We start from the raw sequence: 17,635 nt of genomic DNA, 5'->3' as shown, positions 1-17,635 counted from the left end.
TCTATATATTGTGTTTTATTCAAAAAGGGACAGGGCATTTTTCAATTGGGGACGTAGTAAAATTGAATTTTACTACGTCCCCAATTCATTAGCGCCACGGATTTTCTGTTGGATAACGAACCTCTTTCGGCTGATTATATCCGATCTCATCCACTGGCACTCCGATGTATTTAAACACTTCAAACAATGCCTTTCCAAAGTTACCAAATGCAACTGCTCCGTGATGTGGGAAATTCTTTTCAATCAATACATGACGATAGAATCTTCCCATCTCAGGAATTGCAAAAATACCGATTGCACCGAAGGAACGTGTTGCCACCGGAAGCACTTCTCCCTGTGCAATATACGCGCGCAGTTTGTTGTCAGATGTGCTCTGCAGTCTGAAGAATGTAATATCTCCAGGCATGATATCTCCTTCCAAGGTTCCCTGTGTCACTTCTTCCGGAAGTGCTCTTGCCATAATAAGCTGATATTTCATCTCGCAGAATGACAATTTAGATGCCGCTGTATTTCCGCAGTGGAATCCCATAAATGTATCTTTCTGTGTATAATTGAATTTTCCTTCAATATCTTCTTTATATAAATCTGTCGGAACATTATTGTTGATATCAAGTAATGTCACTGTGTCTTCACTTACAACCGTTCCGATAAATTCACTCAGCGCTCCATAAATATCCACTTCGCAGGATACCGGAATTCCTTGTGCTGTCAGACGGCTGTTGACATAACATGGTACAAAACCAAACTGTGTCTGGAATGCCGGCCAGCATTTTCCGGCGATTGCCACATACTCTCTGTAGCCTCTGTGTTCTTCCACCCAGTCTTTCAATGTCAATTCGTATTGAGCTAATTTTGCAAGAATCTCAGGCTTTTTGTTTCCTGCGCCCAATTCTTCTTCCATCTCTTTTACAATTGCCGGAATTCTTTCGTCTCCTGCATGTTTGTGGAATGCTTCAAACAAATCCAGCTCTGAGTTTTCCTCAATCTCGACACCCAAGTTGTAAAGCTGCTGGATTGGTGCATTACAAGCAAGGAAATTCAGCGGACGTGGACCAAAGCTGATAATTTTTAAGCTATTTAATCCAATAATTGCTTTTGCGATCGGACGGAATTCGTAAATCATATCCGCACACTCTTCTGCTGTTCCAACCGGATATTCCGGAATATATGCTTTTACGTTGCGAAGCTTTAAGTTATAGCTTGCATTTAACATACCGCAATACGCATCTCCACGCCCTTGAATCAGATTGTCTCCGGTTTCCTCAGCCGCCGCAATGAACATTTTTGGTCCCTCAAAATGTTTTGCAAGCAATGTCTCCGCAATCTCTGGCCCAAAGTTACCAAGATATACAACCAGCGCGTTACATCCCGCTTTTTTGATATCTTCCAGTGCCTGTACCATGTAAATTTCGCTTTCCACGATACAGATTGGACATTCGTAAATTTCTGTATCTCCATATTTTTCTGTGTAAGCCTTCATAAGAGCTGCTCTTCTATTTACTGATAAACTTTCCGGGAAACAGTCTCTGCTGACTGCCACCACACCGATTTTTAATTTTGGCATATTGTTCATGATTCTTCCTCCATTTTCTTATGACAATGTAATATTTTCACCTTTTAATCCGTTAAATGCACCTGCAATTTTTGCCTCTTCATGCGCGATCAGCCACTTGTTCTTTGCAGTCATCAGGCGATCTTCGCCTTCTTCTTTCAATGCAAATGTAATCTCTGTGTTTGTATCTTTCGGAAGTACAACTACGCATCGAAAGCCTTTTTCTCCTACGCTGCACGGCGCATAGTGAAGCGTCGTCGCATATACTTCAATCGCTGTCCCTGCCGGAACAAGAAAAGCTTCTACTAAAGAAGTATCGTAAGTGTCATCTTCTTTGATGTCCTGCTGAACACCCAGCAGTAAAATCAAATCCGTAACCGCCACATTTACCTCAGAACTTCTATGATATTCTAGTGCATTTAATGAATGGTTATGACCGTTGCAATATCCAATTTGAATCGGGAGTCCCCCATACATACTGTTTTGAAAATCTCTCGCCACACTAAGTACTTCCAATTCCTCCACAGACGGCACATAAATGACATCTTCCGGAAGAGGTGTATGTTCCATCTCTTTGATAAGTTCTGCACAATCATACTGAGCAAGCACTTTTCCATATTTGTTAAAAGCTTCCTCTGTTACATTCTGAATTTTCATTCCGCTTCCTCCTGATTTGCTTTTGTTTTATTTGTATCTATATTTTAACAATGTTTTTTCATCATTTCTTCCAAAAACTTATCCATATGATGGCAATTTCTTGTCATTTTCATATTCCCCTCATACAATGATATTCGATTGATTACAGCATATGCTTGCGATATTCACTCGGCAACATTCCATATTTCTTCTGAAACTCTTTTGCAAATGCCTTTTGATTCGAAAATCCATGTTTTGCCGCAATCTCACTGATTGTCTTGTCCGTTTTGACAAGCTCCTGATACGCATACTCTACACGCACACTTTGTAAATACGCTTTATAATTGATCTTTGCATACTTCTGAAACATTTTTGATAAATACGTCGGAGAGTATCCGAATATCTCTGCAATATATTCCAAAGATAATTCTTTTTGATAATTATCTCGGATATAAGAAGTAATCGAAGAAAGCCGATTCAACTTCCTGTGACTTTTCACCATATCCTCACTCACTTCATTAATTCGATACTGTGTGATCATGAGGTACATAAGCATGTAGAACTGACTTTGCACTTGAAACTCATATCCACATGCTCTCTTGACATAATTTTCATACATATTCTGAATCAGTTCCATCATCTGACTGTCGTCCACACTGGGTTCATGGGAAAACAATACAAATCGCTCCTCAGAATAGTATTTTTCAAACGTCGCCAATGGAATCTGCAGTACTATCGTCAGATTCGGTTTTGGTGAAAAAACAGAGTGAACCTCATTCGAGTTCACAATAATAAATTCTCCCGCTTTGAGCGGCACTTTTTTCTCATCTAAAATAAAGGTAAGGCTCCCTTCAAACACGGCAAAAATTTCAATTGAACGATGCCAGTGTCTGTCCCTCACATAATTTCCTTCTTTGCCCTCAAACACAAATAATTTGAATGGCAGATCTTCATTTGGCACCACAAGCTCATGTTTATACGCTGTCTCTTTTTCCATATTTTCTCACCATCCCCCTCTCCTACTTTCTTTTCATATTGCGAATCAACTGTTTTGTCTCTTTTGATACCTTTAAAGATTCGGTAATCTTTTGCAACGCTTTATTGTATGTAAAATCATCCAGATTGTTCTTCTTCAAATATGCCATCGTCTCATCGGGAAGCTTAATATAATAAATAGAAACCGCCCATGCAACTGCCATTTTTACATAATAATCTTCATTCCGTATCTGATCAAGCAGAGCAAGTCCTTCTTTTACATGCTCTCGGTCAGTGTAATAATCGAGCATCATGACAACACCAAACCGGATATGATACGGTCTTGCGTCTTTCAGATACGGCACAATAAATTCCCACATCTCCTGCGGATATTGTTTCGGCAGCTTCAGTCCCGCGCAAAAACTGTCGCATACCGCCCAATTGTCAATCTTCGGGAGAAACTGTTCCACTTGAATAAGTATCTCTGAAAGTTCTGCTTTTATATATCCGATTACCAGTCCCTGCAGCATAATCTCTTCAAAGCTGTCATCTTTCGCCTCTTCCAAATAGGTTCTCCAATCTGTTTTTGCTAGCTCTTTTGCAAGCTTTCGAAGCTTTGGGATTCTTACTCCAAGCATCTTTTCCTTTGGAACATTCGGTGTCAATTTTGCCATAAACGCGCGAAAGTCTGGCTCTGCCAGACTTTCTAATCTTATTCGGATATTCATCTTACTCACCACCAAGCTTACTTGCCGCAAACCATCCTGCCGCAAATGTAACTACACTTATCACGATTGTAATGACAGAAACACCGCTCCAGTCTGTCTTTAACAGAATTGCAATTGGAGATGCAAGAATCAGACTAATAATCGCATAGTATGCATGAATCTCTGCCTTCGAGAAAATAAACTCAATGATTTTCGCAATCAGGAAAATCCCTATTACAACACCAATTCCAAACGGCGCAAGAATACCGACACCTGTTAAAAGTCCATTCATGTCAAATGCCATAAGTGCATCAATAAAATTATTAATTGCTTTCAAAATCGTATCATAATATCCAAGCAGCATCAGCATCATGGAACCACTGACTCCCGGTACTACCATCGTCGCTGCTGCAATGACTCCGACTCCAAACAGCTTCACTACATTAATCACATTGAAACTTACATCTGCTGCATTCCCACTGGTCTCTCCCATCACTGCCATCAAGATTACGATGCCAAAGAATATCAAAAATGGAATAATCTTTCCGACTGTCACCGCATGTCCTTTCACTTTTTTAAAGATAAATGGAAGACTTCCTGCAATCAGACCACAAAACGCAAAATTCGTCGGAATCGGATATGTCTCCAGCAGGAACTCAAACAATCTTGACAATGCGACAATCGCAATTCCCGCTCCGATGAAAATTGGGATTAAAAGTTTCATGCTTTCCTTGAATTCTTTTTTCAGATGTGTAATGGCATGAATCAACCGGTCATAAAGCCCCATGGCAACCATCATCGTGCCGCCGCTCACACCAGGAATAATGTTAGCAATCCCCACTACCATTCCCTGTAATACTTGCTTTAACATGTTCTAATCTCCTTATGCTCTTCTATGTATGTTTTCAGAAATGAAATCAACATTTCCATCTCTTGTCTTGTTCCAATCGAAATCCTTAAGTAATCTTTGATTCTGGAACCTCCTAAAAATCTAACATAGATATTCTCTTTTTTCAAGGCTTCAAACAATTCTTTTGCGTCGAATTCAGGATGCTTTGCAAAGATAAAGTTAGCTCTGGAATCTGGAAATACAAATCCAAGCGCAGAAAGTTGCTTTTTGGACCATTCTCTGGTCTCTATAATCTTTGCTGTCTGCTCTTCAAAGTATGTTCTATCTTTCACCGCCTCCACACCACAGACCAACGACGTCTGATTCATCGTATAAGAATTGAAAGAATATTTCGCATCATTGAGATATTTGATCAACGTCGGATTGCTAATGGCATAACCAATACGCATTCCTGCCATAGAACGAGCTTTCGAAAATGTCTGCACGACAATCAGATTGTCATATCGGTCAATCAGCTCCATCGCCGATTTCCCTGCAAAATCAATATACGCCTCATCCACAATCACGATCACATCCTGATTGTGCTGCAGAATATCCTCCACAAAATCCAGCTCTTCATAGATTGAAGTCGGAGCATTCGGATTCGGGAAAATAACACCGCCATTTTCTTTATAGTAATCTTCTTTTACAATACGGAACTGTGAATCAACCTGTGGACACTCATATGGAATCCGGTAAAGCTCTGCCCACACTTTGTAAAAAGAATAGGTGATATCCGGAAACAAAATTGGTTTTTGGGAATTGAAAAATGTGAGAAAACACATCGCCAGCACATCATCCGAGCCAACCCCCACAAAAACCTGTTCATCCTTCACACCATAATATCCCGCCAATGTATGTACGAGTTCTCCTGCCGTTGGATCCGGATAACGGCGCATAAGGTCTGTATCTACATTCTGAAGCGCCGTGCGCACTCCCGGCGCCGGTGGATACGGATTTTCATTTGTATTCAATTTGATCACATTTCCCTGTGGCTGTTCTCCCGGAATATACGGCTCTACTTTTCTGATATTGTTTTCAAATACTCTCATCTTTTTATCCTTCCTTTAAAAGTACTCTTTTGCAAGTTCTTTAAATTTCGGCAGGGAATTTACAATTGTCTCATACGATACGCAATATGCGATACGCACATATCCAGGACATGCAAAAGAACTTCCCGGAACGATCAGTATATTATATTTTTTCGCCACCTGACAGAACACCTTCTCATCTGCCACCGGTGATTTCACAAACAGATAAAAAGCTCCTTCCGGTTTAATGCATTCAAATCCAAGCTCTGACAAACCGTTGTAAAGTGTCTCCCTGTTTCTGTCATAGTAAGAAATATCTGTCTTTTCATCCAAACATCTTTTTACGACCTTCTGCTGCAAAGTCGGTGCGTTGACAAACCCTAAAATACGTGTCGCCACACTCGCTGCCGAAATCAAGTCTTCACTGTCTGCCACTTCATCCGGAATCACAAGATATCCAATTCGTTCGCCAGGCAGCGAAAGAGATTTGCTATAAGAATAACCGACGATTGTATTGTTATAGTATTTTGTCAGATACGGCACTTCCACACCATCATATGCCAGTTCACGATACGGTTCATCCGAAATCAGATAGATATCTGTTCCAAATTCTTTTTGTTTTGCTTCCATGATAGCAGCCAGCTTTTGAATCGTCTCTTCTGAATACACAACTCCGGTCGGATTATTCGGTGTATTTACGATAACCGCCTTCGTCTTTGCCGTAATCTTCTGCTCAAACTCATCAAGTTTCGGCTGGAAATTTTCTGTATTAGGAGAAACCTCAACAAGCATACCATCAAAATTTGCTGTGTAACTTCTGTATTCTCCAAAATATGGTGCAAACGCAATCACTTCGTCTCCCGGATTCAGCAAAATCTTCAGCGCCACATTAAGTCCACCTGCAGCTCCGACTGTCATGACAATGTTATTCCCTGAAAATACTGTCTCAAACCGCTCATTTAATGACTCTGCCACTGCCTGTCTCACATCTGCATAGCCTGCATTGCTGTTCGTATAGCCGTGAAGCGCCACCGGATCTTCTTCATTCAAAATGTCAATCATTGCCTGCTTTACAGACTCCGGAGCCGGGACATTCGGGTTCCCAAGACTAAAATCAAACACATTCTCCGCTCCATAAATTTGCGCCAGACGATTCCCCTCCTCGAACATCGCACGGATTGCGGAGCTGCTTGCCACCATATTTTTCATCTTTTCTGCTATCATCGTACCGTTCTCCTTTATGATTCTGATTTTTTTGTAACAACACCTTTTTCTACAAGAAATACCGGACGATAAGATAATTTCGCCTTGCGAAGTCCCTCAGCCCCTGTATCTTCCTCACGATTCACATATTTGTAATTCATACATTCATGTTCTACAAATTGCTGATTGATCATTGGATACGCTCCCTGCACATCTGCAAATGCCTTCTCGATATGAACCACAAATGTATCTTCACTGATCGGCTCTCCCATGGTAAATGCCACAATCTCTCCATTTACCCGAAGAAGTCCTCCTTTCAATTCCAGTTCTTCAAACAAACGCAGCGAATTAAGTGTCACGCACATCTCTGCATTCTTTTCCACATCTTCCTCGCATCCGCTTTCATTTCTCCACCTCAACGCCATCTGGAAACATTCTTCTACATTCTCCTTTGTGATCGGCTCATAACACCAGTCATCAAATGTCGACTTAAATTTATTGATATGATTTCGTTTCGCATGAAGTTTTTTGCCGGACAATGTCGCAAGTTTTTCCGATTCATACACATAATCAGCAATATCTCTGTTGTACTCAATCTGGTACTGTCCCGGATACCACTCCTCTAGTTGTCTGAAGTTATCCTCCGTTACATTATATAATACAAATGGCGCCTCTTTTTTTGCACTATATTCCATCAAAAATTCAAGCACCCGTTTCACATCTTCCGCGGCTCCTACCGGATAAGCAAACGCCAGACCGTGATCCTCTGATTTGAATACAATCGTATGTTCTATCTCTGCAAATGTCACTTTATAGTGTCTTGACCATAAAAATACATTGACAAATGTTCTCTCACAGCTGCGGCTCGGATATTTCCGAAAATAGGACTCTATAAGTTCGCGGTCTTCTATTTCCGGTCGTTTAAACTGAATTTCTTCCATAAAATTACCCTTCTCCTTTGCTATTTTTTCATACTTTAAAAGTATACCATATTTTTCCCACTTTTTTAGTCGGACTTGAAAAAATTTACATTTCTTTTATATACTAAGAACGGAACTGCATTTGGTAAAGTGATTCATATACACCTTTCTTTGACATCAATTCTTCATGTGTTCCTTCTTCTTCAATTCCATTTTCTGTCAGCACAAGAATCCGCTTTGCATTGCGAATTGTTGACAGACGGTGTGCAATCACAAACGTCGTCCGGTCTTTTGCAAGTTCTTCTAACGACTTTTGTACTACCTGTTCACTCTCATTGTCAAGCGCCGATGTCGCCTCATCAAAAATAAGAATCGGTGGATTCTTCAAGAACACACGGGCAATCGAAAGTCTCTGTTTCTGCCCTCCTGACAATTTCACTCCGCGCTGTCCGATATCGGTATCATATTCTTCCGGAAAACTCATGATAAATTCATGTGCATTTGCCCGCTTTGCCGCACGAATGACTTCCTCGTCTGTCGCATTTGGATTGCCATAGCGGATATTGTCCATGATCGTTCCTGCAAACAGATACACATCCTGCTGTACAATTCCGATATTGTTTCGCAAATCCGCCAATTTTATATGCCTGATATCCATTCCATCAATCTGAATGCTTCCCTCAGACACATCATAAAATCTCGGTATCAAACTGCAAAGTGTTGTCTTGCCGACTCCTGACGGACCAACTAATGCCATATAATCCCCAGCATCTACTTTTAACTGAATGTTATTTAATACTTTCTCTGTGCTTTCTTCATAGTAGAAAGAAACGTTTTCAAATGTAATATCTCCCTTTAGATGATCTACAGCTATTGCATCCTTTTCATCTTTGATATCCGGTGCAATTGCCATAATTTCCTGAAATCGTTCAAATCCAGAATATCCATTTTGGAACATCTCTGTAAAGTTCATCAGTTTTTTTACAGGTTCTACAAAATTATTGATATACAGCAAAAATGTAACCAAATCTGTCACGATGATCGCACCCGATGTCAAAAAGCTTACCCCTGCCAAAAGTACTGCAACAGTCACAAGTGTTGTCAATGCACTTAACCCAGAATTATATCCTGCCATATACCGGTAGCTTACTTTTTTTGCATTCACAAAATTTTTATTTCCCTGATTGAATTTCTTCATCTCAATCTCTTCGTTTGCAAACGACTTTACCACACGGATACCGGAAAGACTGTCCTCAATCTGGCTGTTGATATCCGCGATTTTCTCGCGGTTGCGCTTAAATGCACGTTTCATCTTTCGATTATAGTACCATGCAAACAGAGCCATCACCGGCACGAACACAAATGCAACAATTGTAAGCGGTGCATTGATATTGATCAAAATCACAAAGGCACCGACTAGTTTTATGATCGAGATGACCACATCCTCCGGCCCATGATGCAAAAGCTCCGTAATATCAAACAAATCACTCGTAATACGCGACAATAATGCCCCAACCTTCTGATTGTCATAAAAAGCAAATGTCAGTTTCTGATAATGCCCAAAGATGTCACTGCGCATATCTGCTTCCATATAAGCCCCCATAATATGCCCATAATATGCAATAAAATAATTGCAGCCAAACTCAACGATAACGAGTCCGATCATCACCGCACCTAATACGAGAATTGTCTGCATCGCTTTATGGTGATTAAAATAAACCACCTCATTCGTGATATAGCGCACGATCAGCGGAATCACTAACGTGATAACTGCTCCCAAAATCGCAAAAAACATATCACTGTAAAACAAAACCCGATACGGTTTATAATATGAAAATAATTTTTTTAATTTTTCTCTCATCAGATGTTTCTCCTCCTTCTTCTCAAATATCATACTATAGGAAGAAAAAAAGTGCAATCCTGCCCGATATAAATGAATTCTACGAGGCAGAACAAAAATATCAATCAAAAAAATAGAAATCGGCTCTTCTTACATTCTTAAGCCAATTTCTATTTCTTTTTATAATCTATTCATTCATATTCGCCAGTTTCGCCGCCTGGTCTGCCGCAATCAGGCTATCGATGATCTCGTCCAGATCTCCATTCATAATGTTATCAATCTTATACAACGTCAATTTGATACGGTGTTCTGTCACACGTCCCTGTGGGAAGTTGTATGTTCTGATCTTTTCAGAACGATCTCCTGTACCAATCTGGCTTCTTCTTGCTTCCGCCTCTGCTGACTGCTGCTTTTCCAGCTCTAACTCATACAGTTTCGAACGAAGTAAACGGAACGCTTTTTCCTTGTTCTGTAACTGTGATTTTTCTGTCTGGCTGTAAATTACAATTCCTGTCGGGTAGTGAGTCAGGCGAACCGCTGAGTCAGTTGTATTGACACACTGTCCACCATTTCCGGACGCACGCATAACGTCGATACGGATATCTTTTTCATCAATGACAACATCCACTTCTTCCGCCTCCGGCATGACTGCCACAGTGATTGTAGAAGTGTGGATACGTCCGCCGGATTCTGTCTCCGGAACACGCTGCACACGATGTACACCACTTTCATATTTCATTCGTGAATATACACCTTGACCACTTACCATAAATACAACTTCTTTGAATCCTCCGATCCCATTTTCACTAAATGAAATCATCTCTGTCTTCCAATGCTTGCTCTCTGCATAATGTACATACATACGGTACACTTCTGCCGCAAACAATGCGGATTCATCTCCACCTGCACCCGCGCGGATCTCGACCATAATGTTCTTATCATCGTTCGGGTCTTTTGGAAGAAGTAAAATCTTCAATTCATGCTCCAGCTCTTCCACACGCTTTTTAGAAGAAGAAAGCTCCTCTTTTGCAAGCTCACGCATCTCTTCGTCAGACTCCATCTCCAACATCTCTTCACTGTCTGTGATTGCCTGTTTCGCACTCTTATATTCATTGTATGCTTCTACAATCGGAGCAAGATCTGACTGCTCTTTCATCAATTTTCTGAAACGATTCTGATCGTTTGCCACATCCGGTTCCTGCAGCTCACTCATAAGCTCTTCAAAACGAATAAGCAAATCATCTAATTTATCAAACATGTCCATTCCTCCATATTCTCATCCGCCCGCATGGCGGGCAACATTTTCTTCTATACTATATACCTTTTTCTATGTGTTCACCTTCTGCAATATTGTACACGCCAAAGACAACCCGGTCAAGTCCTGCGAGGTCCTTTTTCACCGTCACATCTTCAAATCCAGCTTTTTCCATCAGACATTTTACATCCTGCCCCTGATCATATCCAATCTCAAAATACAACATTCCACCTTTTTTCAGATACATCGGACTTTGTTCTATCAATTTTCTATAAAAATAAAGTCCATCCTCTTTTCCATCAAGAGCAAGAATCGGATCGTGGCATCTCACCTCTTCTTTTAATTCTTCAATCACCGCTGTTCTGATATACGGTGGATTTGACACAATCACATCATACTTATCCACAATATTTTCAAATAAATCGCTTTTTATCAACAGTGGTTCCACCTGATTTTTCTCGGCATTTTTTTTTGCTGTCTTCAGAGCTTCGTCTGAAATATCTGCTCCCACTCCCTGTGCGATCTTTCCTAGCTTCATCAGACTGATCAAGATGCAGCCGGAACCGGTACACATATCCAGCACTTTCATCTGTGGCTGAACATAAGACAGCACACATTCCACTAATGTCTCCGTGTCTTGCCTTGGAACAAGGACATGTTCATTTAACGCAAATTCCAATCCCATAAATTCCTGAACACCTGTGATATGCTGAAGTGGAATATGCTGTGCCCTCTGTTCCAGATAGGCTTTATATAAAGAGCCCTGCTCATCCGTGATCTTCTCATCCGACTTCAAAAAATATGCAGTTCTGTCAAGTCCTGTGACAAATTCAAGCAAATACCATGCATCAATAGAATATTCTTCAATCCCAGCTGCGTTTAATCGCTCCTGACCATATTCATACGCTTCTTTCAATGTCATCTTACATCCGCTCCAAAATTTTCTCTCAGATATTCTTTCCAGTCAAACACTTCCTCCACTGCCTTGATTGCCACTTCGATCATATCATCTTCCGGCTCTTTTGTCGTCAGATTCTGAAGCGCCAGTCCCGGTTTACTCAAAATCTCTACGACTGGATTGTCGCTGTTTCCCGCCAAACGAATCATCTCATAAGAAATTCCTGCAATCAGCGGAATCAGCGCAATACGGAGCACAACTCTTAGCACCGGAGATTCTACGGTAATAAAAAAACAGACAATGATACTGACAAACAACACAAAAAACAGAAAACTTGTTCCACAACGTTTGTGCTGCTTCGAACTTTTTCTTACATTCTCCACATTCAGCTCTAATCCGTGCTCAATGCAATTGATACATTTATGCTCTGCACCGTGGTACATAAAAACCCTCTGTATATCCTTCATCCGAGAAATGAGCAAGATATAGCCGATAAAAATAGCAATTCTGATCAGACCTTCTATGACAGACTTTATAAATCTGGAAGAAATAACTTTGTCAAACAAACCGGAAATAAAATATGGCAGCACCATAAAAATTCCCATCGCCAGCACAATCGAAACTGCCACGGTAATTCCCATAAGCACATTTTCCTTTTTCTCCTGTTTCTTTGCTTCTTCCTCCGTCAAGACACGTGACGTCTCCTCCTCTTCATAAAAGCTGGCTGAATAAGTAAGCGTCTTCATACCTAATACCATGGAATCTACAAAATTAAAAATTCCTCTGATAAACGGAATCTTAGTGAGTCTTTCCCACTTTATAAAACTTCTATATTCGTCTTTTTTGACTTCAATCTCTTTGTCAGGCTTTCGCACTGCAACCGCATAGTCCTTGCCGTTTTTCATCATAATCCCTTCGAGCACAGCCTGACCGCCTATGTTTGATGATTTCATAATTCCTACCTTTCCATAAAGAAACAAAAGGGTTGAGATGCATTGACCTCAACCCGTTCATTTGGATTCTATTATTCCTGAATTCCGTATTTTTTGTTAAACTTATCAACACGACCACGAGCCTGAGCAGCTTTTTGTTGTCCTGTGTAGAATGGATGACATTTTGAACAAATTTCTACGTGGATACCTTCTTTTGTAGATCCTGTTACAAATGTGTTCCCACAGTTACATGTTACTGTTGCTTGATGGTATTCTGGATGTATTCCTTCTCTCATGATTTTCACCTCTTTAATAATTTTATTTGTGCGTAGGCCATCGTCTGTCAAGTACATCTCAAACGATGCCCGCGATGATTTCTACTTTCTAAACAGCTTTGTCATTGTACCATAGATGCCGGTTCTTTGCAAGTTTTTCTATAATTTTTTTATAAAAACTTACTCTTTTTTACCATTTGAACAAATTCTTCGTTGTTCTTTGTACGTGCAAACATGTTCAAAATGTTGTCCACTGCTTCATCCGGCTTCATTCCATTCAACGCTTTTCGCATTGCATAAACTGCCTCCTGCTCCTCCGAAGACAGCAGAAGATCCTCACGTCTTGTTCCTGATTTTGGAATATCAATCGCAGGGAATACTCGTTTTTCCTGCAATTTACGATCTAATACAAGTTCCATGTTACCGGTTCCTTTAAATTCTTCATAGATGACATCATCCATCTTACTTCCGGTATCCACAAGCGCTGTAGCAAGAATGGTAAGGCTTCCGCCTTCTCTCATATTTCTAGCCGCACCAAAAATTCGTTTTGGCATGTGAAGTGCAGCCGGATCAAGACCTCCCGACAATGTTCTTCCACTTGGCGGAACAGTAAGATTATATGCCCTTGCAAGCCTTGTAATACTATCCAACAAAATCATGACATCTTTTTTATGCTCTACCAGACGTTTTGCACGCTCGATCACCATCTCTGATACGCGTCTGTGATGTTCCGGCAGCTCATCAAATGTAGAATAGATCACTTCTACATTCTCCCCTGTGATTGCTTCTTTGATGTCTGTTACTTCTTCCGGACGCTCGTCAATCAGAAGAATCAGCAGATGCATCTCCGGATTATTTTTCAAAACAGACTGTGCCACCTGCTTTAACAACGTTGTCTTACCCGCTTTCGGCGGAGACACAATCATACCACGTTGTCCTTTTCCGATTGGCGATAACAAATCTACAATTCTCATCGCCGTACTGCTCTGTCCATTTTCAAGACGCAGTCTTTCATTCGGGAAAATCGGTGTCATGTCTTCAAAATTCGCTCTTTTTGTCGCCTCACTCGGAGAAGCTCCATTAATCTTTGTAAGATACAAAAGGGCGCTGAATTTTTCCGCCTGTGTCTTGATTCTTGTATTTCCAGAGATGATATCTCCAGTCTTCAACCCAAATCTGCGGATTTGAGACGGAGAAACATATACATCATTCTCCCCGGGCAGGTAATTGTCACTTCGAATAAACCCATATCCATCCGGGAGCACCTCTATAATTCCATGTGCTGCCATGCCGCTGTCAAGCTGCTCAATGTCTGCCACACCGGCCTTTTCATTCTTGATTTCCTCTTTTACTTCTTTTACTTTATCTTTTTCGTCCTGTTCCAGCATCAATTCTATCAGCTCTGATTTTTTCATAGTGCTGACACCTTTTAATTTTCTCGCTTTTGCTATATCTCTTAATGCTGCTAGTGACAGAGATTCATACTTTTCTCTCATACTTACATCCTTTCTCTATTCAAATACCATACTGTGGGATTTCACTGTCTGAATTGACTACATTGAATTTTCTGGTTTTTATTATACACTACTTTTCTCAGAAGATAAAGTATTTTTTTCATCTCAGTTGATTTGAGTTCCGCACAATGGTATGATAATGTACGAAACAAAAACTAAAATGTAATAAAAGGGTGTGGAAAAATGACAACAAACGAGAAAGCCTTACAGATGCACGAACAGTGGCACGGTAAACTAGAGACAACCGCTAAGGCGCATGTAAACTCCAGAGAGGATCTTGCAATCGCATATACCCCTGGCGTTGCCGAGCCATGTAAAGTCATCGCAAAAGAACAAGAGGCAGTCTATAAATATACTATGAAAGCTAATACTGTAGCCGTTATCTCTGACGGAAGTGCAGTTCTCGGTCTCGGAAATATTGGGGCATATGCAGCGCTTCCTGTCATGGAAGGAAAAGCAGTTCTTTTCAAAGAGTTCGGTCAGGTCAATGCAGTTCCAATCTGTCTTGACACACAGGATACAGAAGAGATCATCAAAACTATCGTAAATATTTCCCCTGCATTTGGAGGAATCAATTTGGAAGATATTTCTGCTCCACGTTGTTTTGAAATTGAAGAACGGTTAAAAGAATTATTGGATATTCCGGTATTTCACGACGACCAGCACGGAACTGCCATTGTAGTGCTCGCCGGAATTATCAACGCATTAAAAGTGACAGGAAAGCAAAAAGACTCATGCAAAGTAGTCGTAAACGGTGCTGGTTCCGCTGGAATTGCCATCACAAAACTACTTTTGACTTATGGCTTTTCTCACATTACTATGTGCGATATCAATGGAATTCTTTCCAAAAATTCGCCGAATTTAAACTACATGCAAAAATACATGACCGAAGTAACCAATTTGGAAGAAAAAGAAGGAACACTTGCCGATGCTCTCTGTGGCGCAGATATTTTCATCGGTGTCTCCGCGCCAAACATCGTGACGGAAGATATGGTTGCTTCCATGAATAAGGATGCCATCCTTTTTGCCATGGCAAATCCTGTCCCTGAGATCATGCCTGACCTTGCAAAAAAAGCTGGTGCAAAGGTTGTCGGAACAGGGCGCTCTGATTTTCCAAATCAGGTAAACAATGTCGTTGCTTTTCCTGGAATCTTCCGCGGCGCCTTAGAAGGACGCGCCACACAGATTACAGAAGAGATGAAACTTGCAGCTGCTCATGCCATCGCCGGACTTGTAGCTGAGGAAGATTTAAGCGATACCAATATTCTTCCGGAAGCGTTTGATCCACGCGTTGCAGATGCAGTAAGTGCTGCAGTAAAGGCTTTGATCTAATGGAGCGCTGGGGTGACAAGCGATATTATTCGCTTGACTATTATGTCAAACAGACCTTTCAGGAAAAGCTTTATAAAATTGCACTGGACGGAGGTATGACTTGCCCGAATCGGGATGGAACACTCGGAAACACTGGCTGTATTTTTTGCAGCGCCGGAGGTTCCGGAGACTTTGCCGGTGATCGGAACGTCTCTATTAAAGAACAAATTTCAGACGGAAAAAGCCTTGTCCAGCGCAAACACACCGGCTCTTCCTATATTGCCTATTTTCAGGCATATACGAATACCTATGCCCCCGTCTCCTACTTGGAACAGATTTTTATGGAGGCACTTCAAGAACCGGATGTAAAAGTCCTGTCCATTGCAACAAGACCGGACTGCCTGTCGGACGATATTTTAGATTTGTTGAATCGTCTGAATCAGATCAAACCGGTCTGGATTGAGCTTGGACTACAGACAATACACGAAAAAAGCGCCGAGTTTATCCGACGAGGATATCCTCTTTCTATGTTTGAGCGGGCAGTCACTCAGTTGCATCATATCGGAATTCCTGTCATCGTTCATACCATCTTATGTCTCCCCAATGAGACTAAACAGATGATGCTTGATACGATTTCTTATCTTAATAGACTTCCGATTCAAGGCATAAAATTACAACTGTTGCACATTTTAAAACATACAGACCTTGCAGAATACTATGAGCAGTCTCCACTTTGGCTTCCTTCTTTGGAGGAATATCTGGAATTACTTGGGGTTCTGATTTCCCACCTTCGTCCTGATATTGTAGTCCACCGGCTCACCGGAGACGGTCCAAAGAATTTATTGATCGCACCCAAATGGACTGCAAACAAACGTCTTGTGCTGAACAGTATTCAAAAATATTTTAAGGATACTGATATTTGGCAGGGGAAAGATTATCTTTCTCGTGCTTAGAAAGGAGCAGTTATGTCAGAACCATTTACACTTTATAAATTGATTGTTTTATATATGTTGGAAAAATTGGATTTTCCGCTTACCAACGGACAAATTTCGGAATTTATTCTCGATAAGGGTTACACTACCTACTTCACTCTACAACAGGCACTCTCCGAAATGGTAGAGTCCAATCTGATCCGCGAAGAATTTGTTCACAATCGCACGCTTTATCATCTCACAGAGGAAGGACTTGAGACCATACAATATTTCAAGACAAACATCTCTTCCGCTATCCGTGAAGATGTCGATGCCTTTATCGAAGAAAAACGATATGAACTCAAAGATGAAGTATCTGTCAAAGCAGACTATTATAAAAATATGAGCCATGAATTTTCTGTAAGATGCCAGATTATTGAAAACGCTTCACCGCTCATTGATTTGACTCTCACTGTCCCTACTGAAGAAGAAGCGGTTGCTGTCACTAATAACTGGAATAAAAATCATCAGGAAGTCTATGCGCTCATTATGCAGCATCTTTTATAAAACATTACGCTTAAGAATGTGCCCATGCACATTCTTTTTTATTTTTCTCTTGACAAATAAAACTTTTAAGAATATTATTGTATTAAACCAATAATACATTAATACAAGAGACTAACTATTAAAAGTCAAGTCTAAAATGAAAGGTTTTTAAATGAATTGCAAAAATGCATTTCAGATATAGTTGAACCTTGAAAACTGCATGACAAACAGAGTGTCGTT

Annotated in this window: 17 protein-coding genes; 3 read left to right on the top strand and 14 right to left on the bottom strand. The window is 40.7% G+C overall.

Annotation, left to right across the window (positions count from 1 at the left end):
• Positions 1-88: 88 nt before the first annotated feature.
• The 14 genes from ACTQXY_RS10730 to rho form a co-directional block, all read right to left on the bottom strand.
• Positions 89-1,573: an L-fucose/L-arabinose isomerase family protein gene (locus ACTQXY_RS10730; protein WP_441659446.1), complete on the bottom strand. Its 1,485-nt coding sequence runs from the start codon at positions 1,571-1,573 to the stop codon at positions 89-91.
• Positions 1,574-1,591: 18 nt separating this feature from the next.
• Entirely contained in the window at positions 1,592-2,209 is a 618-nt protein-coding gene (locus tag ACTQXY_RS10725) for a DUF4867 family protein (protein WP_441659445.1), read from the bottom strand.
• A gap of 142 nt (positions 2,210-2,351) precedes the next feature.
• Positions 2,352-3,185 carry an AraC family transcriptional regulator gene (locus ACTQXY_RS10720; protein ID WP_441659444.1) on the bottom strand — a complete coding sequence of 278 codons (834 nt, stop codon included), beginning with the start codon at positions 3,183-3,185 and terminating at the stop codon, positions 2,352-2,354.
• Positions 3,186-3,207: 22 nt separating this feature from the next.
• Positions 3,208-3,891, bottom strand: coding sequence for a DNA alkylation repair protein (locus ACTQXY_RS10715; RefSeq protein ID WP_441659443.1), 684 nt, complete (start codon positions 3,889-3,891; stop codon positions 3,208-3,210).
• Position 3,892: 1 nt separating this feature from the next.
• Positions 3,893-4,741, bottom strand: a complete 849-nt coding sequence (locus ACTQXY_RS10710) for an undecaprenyl phosphate translocase family protein (protein ID WP_441659442.1) — start codon at positions 4,739-4,741, stop codon at positions 3,893-3,895.
• On the bottom strand, positions 4,735-5,811 hold the full coding sequence (gene hisC, locus ACTQXY_RS10705) for a histidinol-phosphate transaminase (RefSeq protein ID WP_441659441.1): 1,077 nt from the start codon (positions 5,809-5,811) through the stop codon (positions 4,735-4,737). Before hisC ends, ACTQXY_RS10710 begins: the two co-directional genes overlap by 7 nt.
• A 15-nt stretch (positions 5,812-5,826) precedes the next feature.
• A complete protein-coding gene (locus ACTQXY_RS10700; RefSeq protein WP_441659440.1) occupies positions 5,827-7,014 on the bottom strand; it encodes a pyridoxal phosphate-dependent aminotransferase in 1,188 nt (395 codons plus the stop codon).
• A 14-nt stretch (positions 7,015-7,028) separates the two neighbouring features.
• The gene (locus ACTQXY_RS10695) at positions 7,029-7,934 is read right to left on the bottom strand and encodes a DUF2156 domain-containing protein (RefSeq protein WP_441659439.1); all 906 of its coding nucleotides are present in this window, start codon (positions 7,932-7,934) and stop codon (positions 7,029-7,031) included.
• 103 nt (positions 7,935-8,037) lie between these two features.
• On the bottom strand, positions 8,038-9,774 hold the full coding sequence (locus ACTQXY_RS10690; RefSeq protein ID WP_441659438.1) for an ABC transporter transmembrane domain-containing protein: 1,737 nt from the start codon (positions 9,772-9,774) through the stop codon (positions 8,038-8,040).
• Positions 9,775-9,940: 166 nt separating this feature from the next.
• Positions 9,941-11,011: a peptide chain release factor 1 gene (gene prfA, locus ACTQXY_RS10685; RefSeq protein WP_022251184.1), complete on the bottom strand. Its 1,071-nt coding sequence runs from the start codon at positions 11,009-11,011 to the stop codon at positions 9,941-9,943.
• A 55-nt stretch (positions 11,012-11,066) separates the two neighbouring features.
• Positions 11,067-11,930 (bottom strand): peptide chain release factor N(5)-glutamine methyltransferase, encoded by an 864-nt coding sequence (prmC, locus tag ACTQXY_RS10680; protein ID WP_441659437.1) that lies wholly within the window; start codon positions 11,928-11,930, stop codon positions 11,067-11,069.
• A complete protein-coding gene (locus tag ACTQXY_RS10675) occupies positions 11,927-12,859 on the bottom strand; it encodes a DUF1385 domain-containing protein (RefSeq protein ID WP_441659436.1) in 933 nt (310 codons plus the stop codon). The genes prmC and ACTQXY_RS10675 overlap by 4 nt, the downstream gene beginning before the upstream one ends.
• A gap of 71 nt (positions 12,860-12,930) precedes the next feature.
• On the bottom strand, positions 12,931-13,134 hold the full coding sequence (gene rpmE / locus ACTQXY_RS10670; protein WP_441659435.1) for a 50S ribosomal protein L31: 204 nt from the start codon (positions 13,132-13,134) through the stop codon (positions 12,931-12,933).
• 149 nt (positions 13,135-13,283) lie between these two features.
• Positions 13,284-14,609: a transcription termination factor Rho gene (gene rho, locus ACTQXY_RS10665; RefSeq protein WP_441659434.1), complete on the bottom strand. Its 1,326-nt coding sequence runs from the start codon at positions 14,607-14,609 to the stop codon at positions 13,284-13,286.
• A gap of 201 nt (positions 14,610-14,810) precedes the next feature.
• Between rho and ACTQXY_RS10660 the strand changes: the two genes are divergently transcribed.
• Genes ACTQXY_RS10660 through ACTQXY_RS10650 form a run of 3 tightly spaced genes read left to right on the top strand, consistent with a single transcriptional unit; the run spans position 14,811 to position 17,416 of the window.
• Complete coding sequence (locus ACTQXY_RS10660) at positions 14,811-15,959, top strand: malic enzyme-like NAD(P)-binding protein (RefSeq protein WP_441659433.1); 1,149 nt, start codon at positions 14,811-14,813, stop codon at positions 15,957-15,959.
• A complete protein-coding gene (locus ACTQXY_RS10655; protein WP_441659432.1) occupies positions 15,959-16,891 on the top strand; it encodes a tRNA modification radical SAM protein MnmL/YtqA in 933 nt (310 codons plus the stop codon). The genes ACTQXY_RS10660 and ACTQXY_RS10655 overlap by 1 nt, the downstream gene beginning before the upstream one ends.
• A gap of 12 nt (positions 16,892-16,903) precedes the next feature.
• Complete coding sequence (locus ACTQXY_RS10650; RefSeq protein WP_441659431.1) at positions 16,904-17,416, top strand: DUF4364 family protein; 513 nt, start codon at positions 16,904-16,906, stop codon at positions 17,414-17,416.
• Positions 17,417-17,635 lie beyond the last annotated feature (219 nt).

Source organism: Faecalimonas sp. LCP19S3_D12, from assembly GCF_052121495.1.
GTDB lineage: Bacteria > Bacillota > Clostridia > Lachnospirales > Lachnospiraceae > Faecalimonas.
Note: the sequence above shows the minus strand (reverse complement) of the source record. Positions and strands in the feature narration are given on the sequence as shown.

What these genes read in the sequence shown, in the direction of transcription:
- ACTQXY_RS10730 (WP_441659446.1), bottom strand. Translation starts at nt 1,573, where the DNA reads ATGAACAATATGCCAAAATTAAAAATCGGTGTGGTGGCAGTCAGCAGA.
- ACTQXY_RS10725 (WP_441659445.1), bottom strand. Translation starts at nt 2,209, where the DNA reads ATGAAAATTCAGAATGTAACAGAGGAAGCTTTTAACAAATATGGAAAA.
- ACTQXY_RS10720 (WP_441659444.1), bottom strand. Translation starts at nt 3,185, where the DNA reads ATGGAAAAAGAGACAGCGTATAAACATGAGCTTGTGGTGCCAAATGAA.
- ACTQXY_RS10715 (WP_441659443.1), bottom strand. Translation starts at nt 3,891, where the DNA reads ATGAATATCCGAATAAGATTAGAAAGTCTGGCAGAGCCAGACTTTCGC.
- ACTQXY_RS10710 (WP_441659442.1), bottom strand. Translation starts at nt 4,741, where the DNA reads ATGTTAAAGCAAGTATTACAGGGAATGGTAGTGGGGATTGCTAACATT.
- hisC (WP_441659441.1), bottom strand. Translation starts at nt 5,811, where the DNA reads ATGAGAGTATTTGAAAACAATATCAGAAAAGTAGAGCCGTATATTCCG.
- ACTQXY_RS10700 (WP_441659440.1), bottom strand. Translation starts at nt 7,014, where the DNA reads ATGATAGCAGAAAAGATGAAAAATATGGTGGCAAGCAGCTCCGCAATC.
- ACTQXY_RS10695 (WP_441659439.1), bottom strand. Translation starts at nt 7,934, where the DNA reads ATGGAAGAAATTCAGTTTAAACGACCGGAAATAGAAGACCGCGAACTT.
- ACTQXY_RS10690 (WP_441659438.1), bottom strand. Translation starts at nt 9,774, where the DNA reads ATGAGAGAAAAATTAAAAAAATTATTTTCATATTATAAACCGTATCGG.
- prfA (WP_022251184.1), bottom strand. Translation starts at nt 11,011, where the DNA reads ATGTTTGATAAATTAGATGATTTGCTTATTCGTTTTGAAGAGCTTATG.
- prmC (WP_441659437.1), bottom strand. Translation starts at nt 11,930, where the DNA reads ATGACATTGAAAGAAGCGTATGAATATGGTCAGGAGCGATTAAACGCA.
- ACTQXY_RS10675 (WP_441659436.1), bottom strand. Translation starts at nt 12,859, where the DNA reads ATGAAATCATCAAACATAGGCGGTCAGGCTGTGCTCGAAGGGATTATG.
- rpmE (WP_441659435.1), bottom strand. Translation starts at nt 13,134, where the DNA reads ATGAGAGAAGGAATACATCCAGAATACCATCAAGCAACAGTAACATGT.
- rho (WP_441659434.1), bottom strand. Translation starts at nt 14,609, where the DNA reads ATGAGAGAAAAGTATGAATCTCTGTCACTAGCAGCATTAAGAGATATA.
- ACTQXY_RS10660 (WP_441659433.1), top strand. Translation starts at nt 14,811, where the DNA reads ATGACAACAAACGAGAAAGCCTTACAGATGCACGAACAGTGGCACGGT.
- ACTQXY_RS10655 (WP_441659432.1), top strand. Translation starts at nt 15,959, where the DNA reads ATGGAGCGCTGGGGTGACAAGCGATATTATTCGCTTGACTATTATGTC.
- ACTQXY_RS10650 (WP_441659431.1), top strand. Translation starts at nt 16,904, where the DNA reads ATGTCAGAACCATTTACACTTTATAAATTGATTGTTTTATATATGTTG.